Source organism: Chitinivorax sp. B (genome assembly GCF_005503445.1).
In the GTDB taxonomy this organism is placed as follows: Bacteria; Pseudomonadota; Gammaproteobacteria; order Burkholderiales; family SCOH01; genus Chitinivorax.
On the sequence record NZ_SCOH01000005.1, the window covers coordinates 147125 to 162480 of the forward strand.

Here is a 15356-nt window from a genome sequence, read left to right on the forward strand (position 1 = left end):
CCAGCACCGATCAGCATTTCAATGAATGCGCACATAAACAAGAGTTAATACATTGATGATTAAACAGAAATGGTGTAGCCAACGCTACACCACCATTTGTTTCCTATTAGGCTCGCCACTGGTAAAACGCCACTGCACCCGACTCATCCAATTCATCTCGTTGATGAACAAAGCCCAACTTGCCCAACACACTGGCTGATGCATGATTTTCAGGATCAATCGTTGCCAACAATTCAAGAATACCCCACTGTGATGTCGCATGTGACAGGAATGCCTGCCCGACTTCGGTCGCCAACCCCTGCCTCCAATAGGTCGGAGCAAAAGCGTAGATCAACTCCAGTGGTTGATCGGTCGGTGAGCTGATCCCCACAAAACCGATGATCTGGCCATCTTCTGGCAGTACCACTGCAAATGTGCCATATCGCCAGCGTTCATAGCCAAAGGTCAACCGTTCGATCCAGTAATGGATGGTCGGTACATCCAACGGCTTACCATCCCCCATCCAGCCTATGGTCTGTGGGTCACTGCACAAGCCAAACAGCGCGTCGAAATCAGCCCGTCCAAACTCGCGAACCAAAGTGCGAGAGGTGGTAAACAGCGTCTGCAATACACGCGCCGGGCCATAATGCCGCATGTGCCAACCTTGTTCATCCAGCATCAGGTAACCGCCATTGCCCGCATACCAGTCCGGAAGTACCATCCGCGTACGGACCTTCCCATCGACATCATAGTGATGACGACCGGGACGGTGGGTATGGCCGTGAATCAACAAATCACATCCCTGATCACGGAACAGTGACAATACTGCATCACGGTTCACATCCATGATTGCCGTTGCTTTGTTTTGCTTGGCCATCTCACTTTTTTTGCGGATCTGCTCAATGACAGCCTTGCGTGCCTCCAATGGTTGCAGCAGGAACTGCGCCAGCCATTGCGGATTGCGTACCATGGTTCGGAACTGCTGGTATTCGATGTCGTCGGTACACAATGCATCACCATGTGACAGTACAACCGACTGACCATTCAGTGTCAGTAGATAGGGGTCAGGCAGCAAAGTCAGGCCTGCAGCGCTTGCAAACCCTTCTCCCAGCAGAAAGTCACGATTGCCATGCTGCAGATAAAGTGCCACACCTTGCTGAGCAACGCGCTGCAACGCATCAACAATTTCCTGATTGAACAACGCTGGCAAGTCGTCGTCCCCTGCCCAATATTCAAAGAAATCGCCCAAGATGTATACAGCACCGGCAGCAGGCGCCAATTCACGACAAAACTGGTGAAACAACTCGACAGTTTGTGGCTCATCTGGCGTCAGATGCAGGTCGGAGATGCAATAGATCGGTTTCATGATGACTCGACGAAGAAACGGGCGCATAGCGCCCGTTTGGATGCGGCAAACAAAGGCGTAGTAGAGGCCGATTCGAACCCATACTACTGCTACCAGTCATGCCAGATTCGCGGCAGACTTACAATACCTCGGCGCTCTGAATCACAACATCATCCACTGGTACATCCTGATGGAAACCCTTGGAGCCTGTTTTTACCTGACGAATACTGTCGACCACATCCTGACCGGCAGTGACCTTGCCAAACACTGTATAGCCGTACCCACGTGGATCAGGTGAAGTGAAGTTCAGGAAATCATTATCCCCCACGTTGATGAAGAACTGGGCGGACGCCGAATGCGGATCGGGTGTACGGGCCATGGCGATGGTATAGATATCGTTCTTCAGGCCGTTATCTGCTTCGTTCTTGATCGGGTCACGTGTATCCTTTTGCTTCATACCCGGCTCAAAACCGCCGCCCTGAATCATGAAGCCATTGATCACACGGTGAAAAATGGTGCCGTTGTAGTGGCCATCGCGTACATATTGCAAAAAGTTTTCGACCGTAACGGGCGCCTTTGCCTCATTCATTTCGATCACGATATCGCCAAAATTGGTCACGAGTTTGACGCTGGCCATGGTGGATTCCTTATGTTGAAACGGGCGACACCCTGTCGCCCTGTATTGTGTTACTAAGCAGTGTAGACCGAAATCGTTTATTTGCCGGTTGCCAGCGCATCGCCGTCTTTCAGCAGTTTCACCGATTCAATCACAACCGGTTTTTGCGGCACATTTTGATGCATGCCCTTGTTGCCAGAAGGTACGGCAACAATTTTGTTGACCACATCCATGCCCTCTACCACCTTGCCGAAAACGGCGTAGCCGAAATCGCGCACACCGTGGTCGAGAAAGCCATTATTGTTCACATTGATGAAAAATTGCGCCGTGGCCGAATCCACGTCAGCCGTACGGGCCATGGCAACCGTGCCAATTTCATTTTTCAAGCCATTGTCGGCTTCATTCTTGATCGACGCCTTGGTGGATTTCTCCGTCATATCCGGAGTCATACCACCACCTTGCACCATGAAATTGGGGATGACGCGATGAAAAATAGTGCCCTTATAGTGGCCGTTTTTCACATATTGCAGAAAATTATCCACGGTTTTTGGTGCTTTTTCCGGATACAGCTCCAGCTTGATGGTGCCCATACTGGTCTTCATTTCCACCAAAGGATTGGCGGCGAATACATTGGCGGCCAATGTCAACATGGCGCCGAACACCATCTTTTGCATGATGCGCATATTATCTCCTGAACAATGTGGAATCAGTGCGCGCGGATCAGCGCGCTACGAATAGGTTACCAATTGTGGAACGGACAGACAGTCGGTCAGCCGGTTCCTTCATATACGATCTTCCAGCGGCCCTCTTCGAACGCCCAGAACTGACGCTTCCTGGTCTGATTGACCAGGTTATTGCTTTGATAGTTCTGATCGAAGGTGATCAGGGCCATGGGCGTCGCCCCGGGGTAACGCAGCATGCTGATGTTCAATAGCTGTACGCGTGCCCAGGTTTTGCTTTCGTTAATTTGCTGCTTTTGCCGAGCCCAGTATTCAAGATCACTGCCATCGGCAGAAAATCTGGTGGAATAATGAGTCAAATACCGGCTGGTATCCAGGCTTTCCCAATCCTTGCGCCATCCCTCCAGCTGCTGCGCCAATGCTGCACGTTGCGCTTGCCATTCGGACTGATTGACCCATTGCACACCATTGGAAATCACCACCGGTGTGCCGCCGATGCGCAACCACCGGCCTACTTCGCCCATGTCCTGATTGGTCAACACCACACAACCATTACTGGCCAGCGGCGCACGGCTATAGGTGTCATAGGGCGTGCCATGTAACCAGATACCGGAGCCTCCCCGCTTTTGGCGTTTGTCCCACTCATTGGGGTAATTCAGCGGCCAAGCCCCAATGCCATACAGTTCGGCTTGTCTGCCATACAACTTATCCAGCTTGGCGCGTTCCAGCTTGGAGGTAACATGGTAGACACCGATCGGTGTACGTTGATCACCCTCTTTGGCCTTTTCAAACCCCTTTTTACCGATCGTGATGTAGTAATCGCTGACATAGCGCGGCACACCATTTTCATTACGATAGACAAACAATCTTGAGCGTGTGGTATCCACCACTACCGCGTAGGGTTGATCGGGAGCCAATTGTAAAAGTGCCGACGGTACCGCATTAGCTGGTGGTGGTGCCTGATACCGCGACAAGCGCACCAATGCTTCATGTCGCAAGTCGGACACCACCTCGCCAGAAGCACCATTGGCATCACCCATGGTACTCAATGGCTTGCTACGGGCCAGCAACAGGTCACCTTTGATCAAATGTGCCAACCGGTAATTAGGTTCGATTTCAAGCAGACGATCGACAATCTTCAGTGCCTCACCCAGTCGTCCCTCACGAATACGCTGCAGAGTCGCAACCAGCAAGGGCTCCGGCTTGCTGGGCAACGGAGCGAGCAAATCGCGCATCACTTGTTTGGGCAAGCGCACAATACCAGAACTCATGGAATTGGCCGTCGGCGGTGCCACATACAATACCCCAGCCATCACCACAATCAGCCGTGTGGCGGTTTTAAAGTGGGGGCGACGATTACGTGCGCTCATCGCTTAGCGGCCAAGCCGCTCTTCGACGATTTGCCAGCGACCACCGGTCTTGGCTAACACCAGCGTTTTACCTGTTGTGGATTTCAGCGCATCTGAACTGTAGCGTTGAATAAACGACACTACCGCGCGATCGCTTCCCTCCAGCTTGACTTGTGGCTGCGCCACCCCTATGTCGATACGCTTGGCACGACCAATACGGTCGCGGCGGGAGTCCTCCCACTTGCTACGTGCTTCGCCATTGGGTGGACGAAAACCTTTTGCATAGTGCTCCAGGTAGGCAGCAACCTTGCGGGATGACCAAGCCTGCGCCCAATTGTTTACCGTACGCAGGACATCATCCACCACAGCATCATCACTACTATTCTTCGGTTGCCTCTCAGGCTCCGCAGGTTTGGCCGGTTCCGGCTTTGAATCAGGCGCTGCAGCTGTCGAGGGCTTCTCCGCCGGCTTGCTTATGGGTGCGGGGGTAGCTACGGGCTTGACCACAGGAACTGGCACGGGAGCAGGCGCTGTGGTGGGTGTCGAAGCCTTGGCAGTTGGGGCCGGCGTGGGATTGGTAGCTGGGTTTGTTTGCTGACGACCACTACCTGCACGGCTGAAAAGTTCACGAATCAGTGATAGCTTGGTATTGGCGTTGCTGTTGCTTTTGTCCAGTTGCAATGCCTTGTCATAGGCTTGACTGGCCAGCTTGGCGTAGATGTCACCCAGGTTTTCATGGGCCACGGAATAACTGGGATGAGTCTGAATCGCCATTTCCAGCGCCTGCCGGGCCTTGTCATACTGATTTTGGGCGGCGTACAGCACTGCCAGATTATTGTATGGCTCTGGCAATTCCGGAAAATCTTCCGACAAGGCGGTGAAAACCTTGATGGCTTCCTGTGTACGATTCATCTCCGCCAGTACCAGCCCCTTCTGAAATCGCACCTGGGCATCCTTCGGATTGGTGGCAAGGAACTTGTCAGCGCGTTCCAGCGCTTGGGCATACTGGCCCTGTTTGGCCATTTTGGCGATTTCCTGTGGCTCGGCAGCTTGGACGGACAAGAGCGGCAACAAGGCAAAAACAGCGGCTGAAACAATCGGACGCAATTTCATGGTGAAGGGGGTCACATTCCAAGGACGCATAATTTACAAATTTTATCAGAAGCCGCCCGCAAATTGGCTGCCATGCATTGAGTTACCCATGATGACAGGCTCCGTGCGCTGTCTGGCAGAATAACCCTATCGCTCGAAGGCCAACCAAATCACTCGCAGAATTCCACAAGGCTTTGTAATATGTAAGCTTTTTCGATATCCAGCATGTCTCCTACACTACAAACCGTTTTATTACTCTCGGCGTCCAACGTGTTCATGACGTTTGCCTGGTACGGCCACCTCAAAGACATGTCCAGCAAGCCCTGGATTATCGCCGCGCTGGCCAGTTGGGGTATCGCCTTGTTCGAATACCTGTTGCAGGTGCCTGCAAATCGCATCGGCCACACCACGCTCAGCCTGTCGCAGTTGAAGATCATTCAAGAAGTCATCTCACTGACCGTCTTTGTCCCCTTTGCAGTGTTCTATATGCAGCAACCGTTCAAATGGGATTATGTGTGGGCTGCCATGTGCATTCTGGGTGCGGTGTACTTCATGTTCCGGGCGTAACCACTGGCCATTGCGCATGACCAGTCCACGACACAAAACCGTTCCTCTACTGTTTTAGGTTAAAATCCCGCTTTTACACGATATTCTCCAATTCCTCGCATTATGAGCAGCGACAACACAACGCCCGTCATTTCCAATTTCATCCGTTCGATCATCGACGACGATCTCGCCACGGGTAAGCACAAAGGCATCATCACCCGCTTCCCGCCTGAGCCGAACGGTTATCTACATGTTGGCCATGCCAAATCCATCTGCCTGAATTTCGGGCTGGCGGAAGACTATCAGGGCCAATGCAACCTGCGTTTCGATGACACCAACCCTGAAAAAGAATCGGTTGAGTATGCCGAATCCATCCAGGCTGATATCAAATGGCTGGGTTACCAGTGGAATGGCGAAGTAAAGTGGGCTTCCGATTATTTTGATCGGCTCTATGATTTGGCCGAAGAACTGATCCGTGCCGGCAAGGCTTATGTATGCGAGTTAACTGCAGAACAAATGCGCGAATATCGCGGCAATTTTTCCGAGCTCGGCAAGAATAGCCCTTACCGCGATCGCAGTGTAGATGAGAACCTTGATTTGTTCCGCCGCATGAAGGCAGGGGAATTCCCTGACGGCAGCAAAACCTTGCGCCTGAAAATCGACATGACTTCGCCCAACCTGAACCTGCGCGATCCGGTGTTCTATCGAATCCGCCGTGCACACCACATCCGTACTGGCGACAAGTGGTGCATCTATCCAATGTATGACTACACCCATTGCATCTCGGATGCCATCGAACACATCACCCATAGCCTGTGCACATTGGAGTTCGAGGCACATCGTCCATTATATGACTGGGTGCTGGATAACATCAGTATTGGATGTCACCCTCAGCAGATCGAATTTTCCCGTGCCGAATTGCTTTATGCCGTCACTTCCAAGCGCAAGCTGAATCAATTGGTAACCGAAGGCCTGGTAACCGGCTGGGATGATCCTCGCATGCCGACCATATCTGGCATGCGTCGTCGTGGCTATAGTCCGGCTGGTATTCGCTTGTTTGCACAACGTTGTGGTGTCTCCAAGAGCGAAAACGTCATGGACTATTCGGTACTGGAAGGTGCTGTACGTGAGACGCTGGAGGCCGAAGACCCGCGCGTCATGGCAGTGCTGGACCCAATCAAGGTCACGCTGACCAACTTTGAACCAGGTGTCACCAGCTACCGTTCCGCACCGTTCCACCCACACCACCCAGAATTCGGTGAGCGCGATGTGACAATTTCGCCAGTCATCTATATCGAACGGGATGACTTTGCCGAAGTGCCGCCAGCAGGCTGGCAGCGCCTGACACCGGGTGGCGAAGTACGGCTGCGCTACAGCTATGTGATGAAATGCGACGAGGTAATCAAGGATGCCGACGGTCGTGTCATTGAGCTGAAATGCTCACTGGACCCGGCGACCCTCGGACAGAATCCAGTTGGCCGCAAGGTCAAAGGCGTGATTCATTGGGTATCTGCTGAACATGCTGTCGAGGCGGAGGTGCGCCTGTATGACCGACTGTTCACCGTCGAGCGCCCAGATGCTGTACGTGGCGACGACGGCGAATATGTCGATTTCAAACAGTTCATCAATCCGAACTCATTGAAAGTGGTCACTGGCTATATCGAGGCATGCGTAAAGGATGCCGTACCTGAAACCCGTTATCAGTTCGAACGCATTGGCTATTTTGTGACCGACCGCTACGATCACCAGCCGGGTAGCAAGCTGGTGTTCAACCGTACCGTTGGCCTGAAAGATTCATGGGCCAAGCAAAACTGACCCAATGAGCCAGTGGACGCCTTGGGCGACGCTGCAATAGACTGTGAGCCGGCCTTTTAAGCCGGCTTTTTCATTCCTTTGCAGTGTCACGAAAGCCAGAATAATGAAGCGTACACTCATTACCCTTAGCCTTACCGCACTAATACCTGCTGCCAGCTGGGCACAGAATCAAGACTGGATCAAAACCAGCGACCGATACACCCAACCCATCCTGGAGATGAACAGTCGTTATCATCCTGAAATGGCGTCACTCGATGGCTTGGAAGCCTTTGACACCCAGATCGTCGATCTACAGCCCAATCTTGATCAACGACGGGAGCGCGATCTCAAAAAGGCGTTGACGACCCTCGCCAACGCTGACAAGACTGAGCGCGACCCACGCGTCAAACAGGATCTGATGATCCTGACTCGACGCCTGCAACAGGATTTGACGGGAAACCAGCTTTTTCGCACCCACTTGATTCCCTACATCAACGTATCGGAAAACATCTTTCATGGGTTGGAAGCATTGTTGCAGGAACAAAACCAACCGAACCGTAAGCAACGAGCCGTCGAGCGACTGAAACGCTATGCTGGACTGATACCGGGTAACCAGCCCTTGGTAGAACTGGCCAAGGCTCGTACCCAGGAAACCTTCAAACAGCCGGGTTTGATCGGTCCTTATCGCGATGATCTATTACAAGGAATGGGTAACACACAACGGTATCTGGATGGGATTGCCGACCTGTTCAAGACTGCCAAGCTGACCGGCTGGGAAGCCGCCCATGCCCAGCTTGCCCAGCAATTGAAAGATTACGACGGGTGGTTGAAAACCAACCTGCTGCCCAAGACTCGACGCCAAGCACAGCTACCACCAGCACTGTATGCATTCCGGTTGAAGGCAAATGGTGTGGATCTGACTCCCTCTGAGCTGATTGAACGTTCCACCGCCAGTTTTCTGGAAATCCGTGACGAAATGCAAGCACTGGCCGACCAGATCGCAAATGAACGCAAGCTGCCCAACAAGGACTACCGGGAAGTATTGCGGGTGCTGTTGGCAGAAACCCTGCCAAATGACCAGGTCTTGCCGCATTACCAGCAGCGGCTACGCACGATTGAGGCAATCATCCGTCGGGAACGTATTCTCAGCCTGCCGGAACGCGATGCGATCATCCGTCTTTCCACAGAGGCCGAAGCCGCAGCCGTACCTTCTGCACAAATGAAGCCACCTCGGCTGATCGGCAATACGGGGGAGCGAGGAGAATTCCTGATCCCACTGCGTAATCCCAATGCCAAGAGCGGGGCTGACACCAGCGACGATCTGAATCCTTCTGCATCCTGGACCTTGACCGCCCACGAGGCCCGCCCCGGCCATGAATTGCAGTTTACCCGCATCGTTGAAAACGGAGTTTCGCTGGCCCGTGGCCTGTTTGCAAATGACACAGCCAACATCGAAGGGTGGGCATTGTATAGCGAAGCATTGATACGACCTTACATGCCACCAGAAGGCCAGCTGTTGTCACTGAAGGATCGCATGTTGCGTATTGCACGTGGCTTCCTTGACCCCATGGTCAATACTGGCCAGATCACCCCGGACCAGGCCAAGGATTTCCTGATGAAAGAAGTACTGATTTCCGAAGCCTTTGCCCAACAGGAAGCCGACCGCTATGCCTTCCGTGACCCAGGCCAAGCCACATCCTACTATCATGGGTATCTGAAACTGCGGGCACTGCGTCATCAAACCGAGTTCAAGCTGGGTAAGCGTTTTGATCAGCAAGCTTTCCATGATTTCATTCTGGCGCAGGGGCTGTTGCCACCTGATCAATTGACCGATGCTGTCCGCAAAGACTTCATCCCGCGTTTTCAGTAACACCACCTGCAACCTGCCCATGCGGCGGGTTGCAGCCATCGTCAACATGATTCGCGAAAGGAGCACCCGTCATGCGCCCGGTCAGCCTGTTCATTGCCACCAGTCTGGATGGCTATATCGCACGTGAAGATGGCCGTGTCGACTGGCTGTTTGCAGATCAGGATTACGGCTATACAGCCTTCTATGAACGCGTTGATACGGTGTTGATGGGTCGCCACACTTGGCAGCAACTGAAAAGCTTTGGCGATTATCCCTATGCCGGCAAGCAAGGAGTTGTATTCTCCCACCGTCTGGCTGGGGTGGACGACCCTGATGTCAGTTTCATCATTGATCCGGTCGATACCTGGCTACGCGAGGCCCGGCAACAGGAGGGTGGAACAATCTGGCTGGTAGGCGGTGCCAAACTGGTGGATAGTTGTCTGCAGGCAGATCTGATCGACGAATTCATTCTGTCGGTACACCCGGTGATTTTGGGTGATGGCATCCCGCTGTTTCGTCCTGGCCATCGATCCCTTCCGTTGCAACTGGTCAGTCAGGAGTCATTTGATACCGGGTTGGTGCAACTGACTTATCAGCGTCGGCGCGAGTGACTTAAGGTCGAGGCACTGGCAGTGCCTCTCTCTAATACCCCTCATTTTTCCCTTCATCACCTACCCATCAAGCCAGGTAGATGGTGTGGCAGCATCCATTCCACCGTGCCTACCATCACTCCATGACCTGCACTGCAATCATTCAAAGCCATATTCAGACGATCTCATGTCCGTATAAGCAATTGACCGGAAAAGAGGCATGAGCGCTCAAAAGTCACATGGTACTGTTGGTCAGCCAACCTATTCTTCATTCCGTCACACTCTTGTCAAAAATCCCCATACATACGTCGATTTAGTGCAATACCCGGCTAATGCAATCCGCCATATTTCCGCACATAGTCAGTCAGTTACGATGTGATGCATTCCCCTCATCCATTCAATTGCCTGCAGATTTGACGAGAATGCCGATATCGTCAAATACAGATATATACGGCGAAGCCGACGGGGTTTAACTACACACCACCGTCACATCCGCTGGGCGATCAGTCGCCCGGTATGTTCTGAAGGGCATCTGGACAAGCCTGGGGTTTCATGACTAGGACAATGAGCGCCAGATTCAAGACAGTGCCCGGATATGTAAACAATGATAGGAGCTTGATGATGTTGACGCCCCCGTTTACCCGCCGTTTGCTGCTGGTGTTGCTGGCAACTGCCGGCTCCAGCAGTTTCGCTTTTGCTGCCGGCCCACAGGACCATGCCGATGAACACCGCCATGAGCGCCTTACCCAAGCTGCCCCACCCCATCAGCGCCAATCGCTTCCACCAAGCGACGCCCAGATCCGCTTCAATCTACCCGCTTCCACCAAACCTCGTCTGGATCTGGTACCGACTCAACAGGCACATCGGTTGACCGCCCCGACCACCGAGTGTAGTGATCTGGAAAAGATGGCAGCGTACAGTGGCACAGCACTGGCTGACTATGTAGCCAACCTGCCTGATGTCGAATGTACCTATGGTCTGTTCTCTGCTACCAGTAGCCAGGAAACACGCATCTATACACAAGATAACCTGCATGCGGTCGCCAATCGGCTCGCGCTGGAAGCAGCTCGTTACGACAATACCAGCCGTGCCCTGGCCAATCTGGTGCTATATCTGCGGGCAGGCTACTACCTGGCTGCGGGCGATGCCAACCGAGCTCCACCCACCAGCGTCCGCGATATCGTACGGCCCGCTTTGGCTCAGCTGATGGACAAGCCGTCACTGTTTCAGCCCAATGCCAAGGCTCGCAGTACAGCCAGCGAGGTGATGAAACTGATCACCAATATGTATGACGAGGGCTATTTTCTACCCAGAGTCAAACAATGGATCATCCAGTTGACCAACTCACCCGCCAATCCCAATGCCAGTGATATGTTCAGCACTTATGAGGCCGACGCTGGCTATACCGGATTGCTGACCATTCTGTATTACGCCCACTGGCGACCCGATGCCAAGCCCATTCTGTTACAGGATGACAGCTATGCGACGGCCTTATACAACTTCCTGCAACAAAACAAGCTGGCCCTGCTGGCCAACAAGAAAGCCTATCAACTCAGCGATACGGCCAATGAACTGTTCCGCTTCATGCAACATGATGTGATGAAACCCCGTGTCAAGCCGATGCTGAAAGGCATTCTGGCTGGCAGTAGCATGACCGGACCAGACAGCCTGTTATGGATTGCTGCTGCAAAAGGTGTGGATTACTACGACAAAGCCAACTGTGCCGAATATGGCACCTGCAATTTCCAAGACAAATTGATCGATGCCGTCCTGCCAAACCGTTACACCTGCAGTCCAACCATCCGCATCATGGCGCAGGACATGAACACAGAGCAGATGCAGGCCAGCTGCGCGGCATTGGGGGCAGAGGAAAACTATTTCCATACCATGTTGCGCACTCAGCGCAAGCCGGTTGCCAACGACAACAACACATCGCTGGAAGTGGTGGTGTTTGACGATTACACCAACTATGACAAATACGCCGGTCCGATCTTTGATATCTCCACCAACAACGGCGGCATGTATCTGGAAGGCAATCCCGCCACACCAGGCAACCAGGCCCGTTTCATCGCGCATGAGGCCTCCTGGATGCGCCCCCAGTTCAGCATCTGGAACCTGGAGCATGAATACGTCCATTATCTGGATGGCCGTTTCAATATGTATGGCGATTTTGGTGATTCCACCCAGAAACCCAGCGTCTGGTGGATTGAAGGTATCGGTGAATACCTGTCGCTGCGCAACAACAACCAGAAGGCCATCGACGCCACCCGCAGCGGCACCTACCGTCTAAGCCAGATTTTTGGCAATACCTACTCAATGAGCGACTACGTCACCCGAGCCTATCGCTGGGGCTACATGGCGACCCGCTTCATGATGGAACGGCACCGCAGTGATGTGGACAATGCTCTGGCACGCTTCCGAGTGGGCGATTACATCGGTTATCAGAATCTGATGAATCAGATCGGCACCCGTTACGACAACGAATTTGCCACCTGGGTGCAGCAAGCCACAACGGATGGTGAACCGCCGATACCCGGCGATCTGCCGGACTGTAATACCAACAAGCAGCTGGAAAATGGCTGCATGATCCGTGATATCGGCAGCAACATGGTGAAATACCTCACCCTATGGGTACCGGAAGGCGCCACCAATCTGTCTGTCCGTGTCAGTGGTGGTACAGGCAATGCCGATGCCTACCTGGGCATCAACGTTTGGCCCAGCCCACGTCACTATCACTATCGCTCGACCAATCAAGGAAACGAGGAATCCTTCAACATTGCCAACCCGGCTGGTGGCAGATGGCACTACCTGGCATTGATGGCAACCAAGCCGTTTGCGGGGGTCACCGTCTCAGCCAGCTTCAATACCCCAAGCACAATCAACCTGGCCACACAAAACGTGCAATCGCGTTGAAACTGGCTGGGGGCTTTCCTACACTGCCAACAGTGCAAATCCGCTGTTGGCAGTGGTATTGATCGCTCAGCAACCAATTGCCTCGATATTCGCAGAAAGACACACATCTAGGCTGATCGCAGCCCAGAAGCTTCATGCCACAGCCAGATGCCCAGGAGACCCCCATGCCAATCCAGCTGGATACCCATTCGCCTACACGTCATGTGGTATCCGATCTTCGCGACACCCTGTTTGTACAAACCCTGTTTGATCGATTGCCGGATATTGTCTTCTCGGTCAAAGATACAGCGGGACGTTATGTCGCCATGAGCGAAGCCTGTGTCGAACGTTGTGGCTTACGCCACAAACGCGATGCCATCGGCAAAACTGCTCATGACCTGTTCCCCGCCCATATGGCAGACCGTTACACGGCACAGGATCGCATTGTCTTTTCGCAAAACTGTCCAATCGTCGACAACCTTGATCTGACGGTCTATAACAACCGACTGCCTGGTTGGTGCCTTTCCAATAAGGAACCTGTTTTTGACCGGACTGGTCAGTTGATCGGCCTGGTCTGCCTCTCCAAAGACCTGACCGAACTTAGCCGCGACGGCTTGGTAGACGAACATTTCGCCCAAACCATTGATTTCATCCAGTCCAACTACCACCGCCACCTGCCGCTGGAAGAACTCTCCGAACTGTCCGGCCTCTCCATTGCTCAACTCGACCGCCGCATGAAACGTGTTTTTCAGATGAGTACCGGCCATTTCGTCCGCAAAACCCGTCTGGATGCCGCCACCCACGCACTGGTCTACACAACGTTACCCATTGCCGATATTGCAGTTGATTGTGGATTCTTCGACCAAAGCGCGTTGACGCGACAATTGCGACAAATGACTGGGATGAGCCCACGGGAATATCGACTGGTGATGCGTGAAGGTACAGCCCAACAGAAGTAATCAAACGCTGGCGGCCCTGTTTCACGCCAGCCAGAACAGAACCATTCCGGCACGTGAAGTAGTCGCTCACAAGGCAATCCAGTGAGACTGTGGCAACGATTCCCTGACACCGCCGAAACACCAAACGTCTGGCCATGACAAGCAACATATCAACCCTGACCGGATTCCAGTGCAATCAACAGTCGTGACAAATGTACATCCAGTAAGGCCAGATCGGCCGGTTCGATTGACGCCAGGATTCGTCGTTCATTCTCCACATGTGCTTCCACTGCACGGTTGATCAATGCTAGGCCCGCATCGGTCAACTGTACCATCAGGCTGCGCGCATCATCACGGTTTGCGAAGCGTTGAACCAGACCACGGCCTTCCAGCCCTTTCAGGCGATGTGTCATCGTTCCGGAAGTCACCATCAAAGCGGCGAGTAATGTCGTCGGCGCCAAGCTGTACGGTGCACCCGAGCGCCGCAAAGTCGCCAGCACATCAAATTCCCACCCGGTCAATCCAAAAGTCGAAAAGGTAGCGTCCAGCCGACGTTGCAACAAGGCGGAACAGCGCTTGACCCGCCCAATCGGCCCCATCGGACTGACATCGAGATCCGGGCGCTCCTGACGCCATTGCGCCAGAATCGCATCAACGGCATCACCAGAATGATCCGTATTCATTTTTCCACTCCAATTATCTTGAATTCAAGATATTTCTGTTATACTCGTCCATATTACCTTGAATTCAAGATATCTGGATGACTGCCATGCCGAAACAGGTTGTTTGGACAGATGTACTGCTGACTGCGTTAGCCCCCACCATCTGGGGTTCCACCTTTATCGTTACGACCGAGCTGTTACCGCCGGATCGCCCCTTCATCGCTGCCCTGTTACGTACCTTACCGGCCGGACTGCTACTGACACTTTATAGCCGACATCGCCCCAAACCGAATGAATGGGGACGCCTGCTTACCTTAGCGGCACTGAACATCGGCTTCTTTCAGGCATTTCTGTTTGTCGCCGCCTATCGACTCCCTGGCGGACTGGCCGCAGTGGTCGGTGCAATCCAGCCGATGCTGGTGATGGGGTTGGCATGGGGACTGGATCGACACCGGCCAGCCCAGCTGGCTATTGGCGCCGCCATACTAGGGATTGGTGGCATGGCAGCCTTGCTTCTGTCACCAGGGTCCATATGGGACCCACTAGGCATCACCGTGGCACTTGCAGGCTCAGCATGCATGGCCACCGGCACCTATCTGGCACGGCGCTGGCAATCCAGTTTACCCGTATTGGCTTTTACCGGTTGGCAGTTACTGATGGGGGGATTGATGCTGACCCCACTGGCTTGGCTCGTTGACCCACCACTGCCCACGCTCGGTATTACCCATATCTTGGGTTACACCTATCTATCTGTATTCGGTGCGCTGCTGGCTTATGCGCTGTGGTTTCGCGGCATTGCCCGTCTATCCCCGGTGGCCGTGTCCTCACTGGGGCTGTTGAGCCCGGTAACCGCCGTGGTACTTGGCTGGATGCTGCTTGACCAAACCATGCGTGGCTTGTCGCTGATCGGACTGGCCACTGTATTAGGCAGCATTGTGGCAGTGCAATGGGCTACTCACGCACCACGGCAGTCCAGTTCAACGCAGCATAGATATTGATACCCATCCTGCCTGTTTCCAACCCT

13 protein-coding genes are annotated in these 15356 nt (G+C 53.4%); 7 read left to right on the forward strand and 6 right to left on the reverse strand.

The window, feature by feature from the left end:
* Nucleotides 1–106 precede the first annotated feature (106 nt).
* The 5 genes from FFS57_RS05230 to FFS57_RS05250 form a co-directional block, all read right to left on the reverse strand.
* Nucleotides 107–1345 (reverse strand): UDP-2,3-diacylglucosamine diphosphatase, encoded by a 1239-nt coding sequence (locus tag FFS57_RS05230; RefSeq protein WP_249383894.1) that lies wholly within the window; start codon nt 1343–1345, stop codon nt 107–109.
* A 118-nt stretch (nt 1346–1463) separates the two neighbouring features.
* Nucleotides 1464–1961: a peptidylprolyl isomerase gene (locus FFS57_RS05235; protein WP_137936704.1), complete on the reverse strand. Its 498-nt coding sequence runs from the start codon at nt 1959–1961 to the stop codon at nt 1464–1466.
* Between the two features lie 77 nt (nt 1962–2038).
* Nucleotides 2039–2614, reverse strand: coding sequence for a peptidylprolyl isomerase (locus tag FFS57_RS05240; RefSeq protein WP_137936751.1), 576 nt, complete (start codon nt 2612–2614; stop codon nt 2039–2041).
* Between the two features lie 95 nt (nt 2615–2709).
* Nucleotides 2710–3990 carry a L,D-transpeptidase family protein gene (locus FFS57_RS05245; protein ID WP_137936705.1) on the reverse strand — a complete coding sequence of 427 codons (1281 nt, stop codon included), beginning with the start codon at nt 3988–3990 and terminating at the stop codon, nt 2710–2712.
* Between the two features lie 3 nt (nt 3991–3993).
* The gene (locus FFS57_RS05250) at nt 3994–5082 is read right to left on the reverse strand and encodes a nuclear transport factor 2 family protein (protein WP_137936706.1); all 1089 of its coding nucleotides are present in this window, start codon (nt 5080–5082) and stop codon (nt 3994–3996) included.
* Nucleotides 5083–5286: 204 nt separating this feature from the next.
* Here FFS57_RS05250 and FFS57_RS05255 point away from each other — a divergent pair, with 204 nt between their 5' ends.
* The 6 genes from FFS57_RS05255 (at nt 5287) to FFS57_RS05280 (ending at nt 13691) form a co-directional block, all read left to right on the forward strand.
* Nucleotides 5287–5628: a DMT family protein gene (locus tag FFS57_RS05255; RefSeq protein WP_137936707.1), complete on the forward strand. Its 342-nt coding sequence runs from the start codon at nt 5287–5289 to the stop codon at nt 5626–5628.
* Nucleotides 5629–5730: 102 nt separating this feature from the next.
* Nucleotides 5731–7422, forward strand: a complete 1692-nt coding sequence (locus tag FFS57_RS05260; RefSeq protein WP_137936708.1) for a glutamine--tRNA ligase/YqeY domain fusion protein — start codon at nt 5731–5733, stop codon at nt 7420–7422.
* Nucleotides 7423–7525: 103 nt separating this feature from the next.
* On the forward strand, nt 7526–9271 hold the full coding sequence (locus tag FFS57_RS05265) for a DUF885 domain-containing protein (RefSeq protein ID WP_137936709.1): 1746 nt from the start codon (nt 7526–7528) through the stop codon (nt 9269–9271).
* Between the two features lie 71 nt (nt 9272–9342).
* A complete protein-coding gene (locus tag FFS57_RS05270) occupies nt 9343–9861 on the forward strand; it encodes a dihydrofolate reductase family protein (RefSeq protein ID WP_137936710.1) in 519 nt (172 codons plus the stop codon).
* A gap of 597 nt (nt 9862–10458) precedes the next feature.
* Nucleotides 10459–12753 (forward strand): M9 family metallopeptidase, encoded by a 2295-nt coding sequence (locus FFS57_RS05275; protein ID WP_137936711.1) that lies wholly within the window; start codon nt 10459–10461, stop codon nt 12751–12753.
* Nucleotides 12754–12917: 164 nt separating this feature from the next.
* Nucleotides 12918–13691: an AraC family transcriptional regulator gene (locus tag FFS57_RS05280; RefSeq protein WP_137936712.1), complete on the forward strand. Its 774-nt coding sequence runs from the start codon at nt 12918–12920 to the stop codon at nt 13689–13691.
* Between the two features lie 149 nt (nt 13692–13840).
* Here FFS57_RS05280 and FFS57_RS05285 read toward each other — a convergent pair whose 3' ends face one another.
* On the reverse strand, nt 13841–14353 hold the full coding sequence (locus FFS57_RS05285; RefSeq protein WP_137936713.1) for a MarR family winged helix-turn-helix transcriptional regulator: 513 nt from the start codon (nt 14351–14353) through the stop codon (nt 13841–13843).
* 77 nt (nt 14354–14430) lie between these two features.
* On the opposite strand from FFS57_RS05285, the gene FFS57_RS05290 reads away from it, so the two are divergent.
* Nucleotides 14431–15330: an EamA family transporter gene (locus FFS57_RS05290; RefSeq protein WP_137936714.1), complete on the forward strand. Its 900-nt coding sequence runs from the start codon at nt 14431–14433 to the stop codon at nt 15328–15330.
* Nucleotides 15331–15356: the final 26 nt, after the last annotated feature.

Excerpts from the sequence above, each read along its gene's own strand:
- FFS57_RS05230 (WP_249383894.1), bottom strand. The coding sequence starts at position 1,345 with ATGAAACCGATCTATTGCATCTCCGACCTGCATCTGACGCCAGATGAG.
- FFS57_RS05235 (WP_137936704.1), bottom strand. The coding sequence starts at position 1,961 with ATGGCCAGCGTCAAACTCGTGACCAATTTTGGCGATATCGTGATCGAA.
- FFS57_RS05240 (WP_137936751.1), bottom strand. The coding sequence starts at position 2,614 with ATGCAAAAGATGGTGTTCGGCGCCATGTTGACATTGGCCGCCAATGTA.
- FFS57_RS05245 (WP_137936705.1), bottom strand. The coding sequence starts at position 3,990 with ATGAGCGCACGTAATCGTCGCCCCCACTTTAAAACCGCCACACGGCTG.
- FFS57_RS05250 (WP_137936706.1), bottom strand. The coding sequence starts at position 5,082 with ATGAAATTGCGTCCGATTGTTTCAGCCGCTGTTTTTGCCTTGTTGCCG.
- FFS57_RS05255 (WP_137936707.1), top strand. The coding sequence starts at position 5,287 with ATGTCTCCTACACTACAAACCGTTTTATTACTCTCGGCGTCCAACGTG.
- FFS57_RS05260 (WP_137936708.1), top strand. The coding sequence starts at position 5,731 with ATGAGCAGCGACAACACAACGCCCGTCATTTCCAATTTCATCCGTTCG.
- FFS57_RS05265 (WP_137936709.1), top strand. The coding sequence starts at position 7,526 with ATGAAGCGTACACTCATTACCCTTAGCCTTACCGCACTAATACCTGCT.
- FFS57_RS05270 (WP_137936710.1), top strand. The coding sequence starts at position 9,343 with ATGCGCCCGGTCAGCCTGTTCATTGCCACCAGTCTGGATGGCTATATC.
- FFS57_RS05275 (WP_137936711.1), top strand. The coding sequence starts at position 10,459 with ATGATGTTGACGCCCCCGTTTACCCGCCGTTTGCTGCTGGTGTTGCTG.
- FFS57_RS05280 (WP_137936712.1), top strand. The coding sequence starts at position 12,918 with ATGCCAATCCAGCTGGATACCCATTCGCCTACACGTCATGTGGTATCC.
- FFS57_RS05285 (WP_137936713.1), bottom strand. The coding sequence starts at position 14,353 with ATGAATACGGATCATTCTGGTGATGCCGTTGATGCGATTCTGGCGCAA.
- FFS57_RS05290 (WP_137936714.1), top strand. The coding sequence starts at position 14,431 with ATGACTGCCATGCCGAAACAGGTTGTTTGGACAGATGTACTGCTGACT.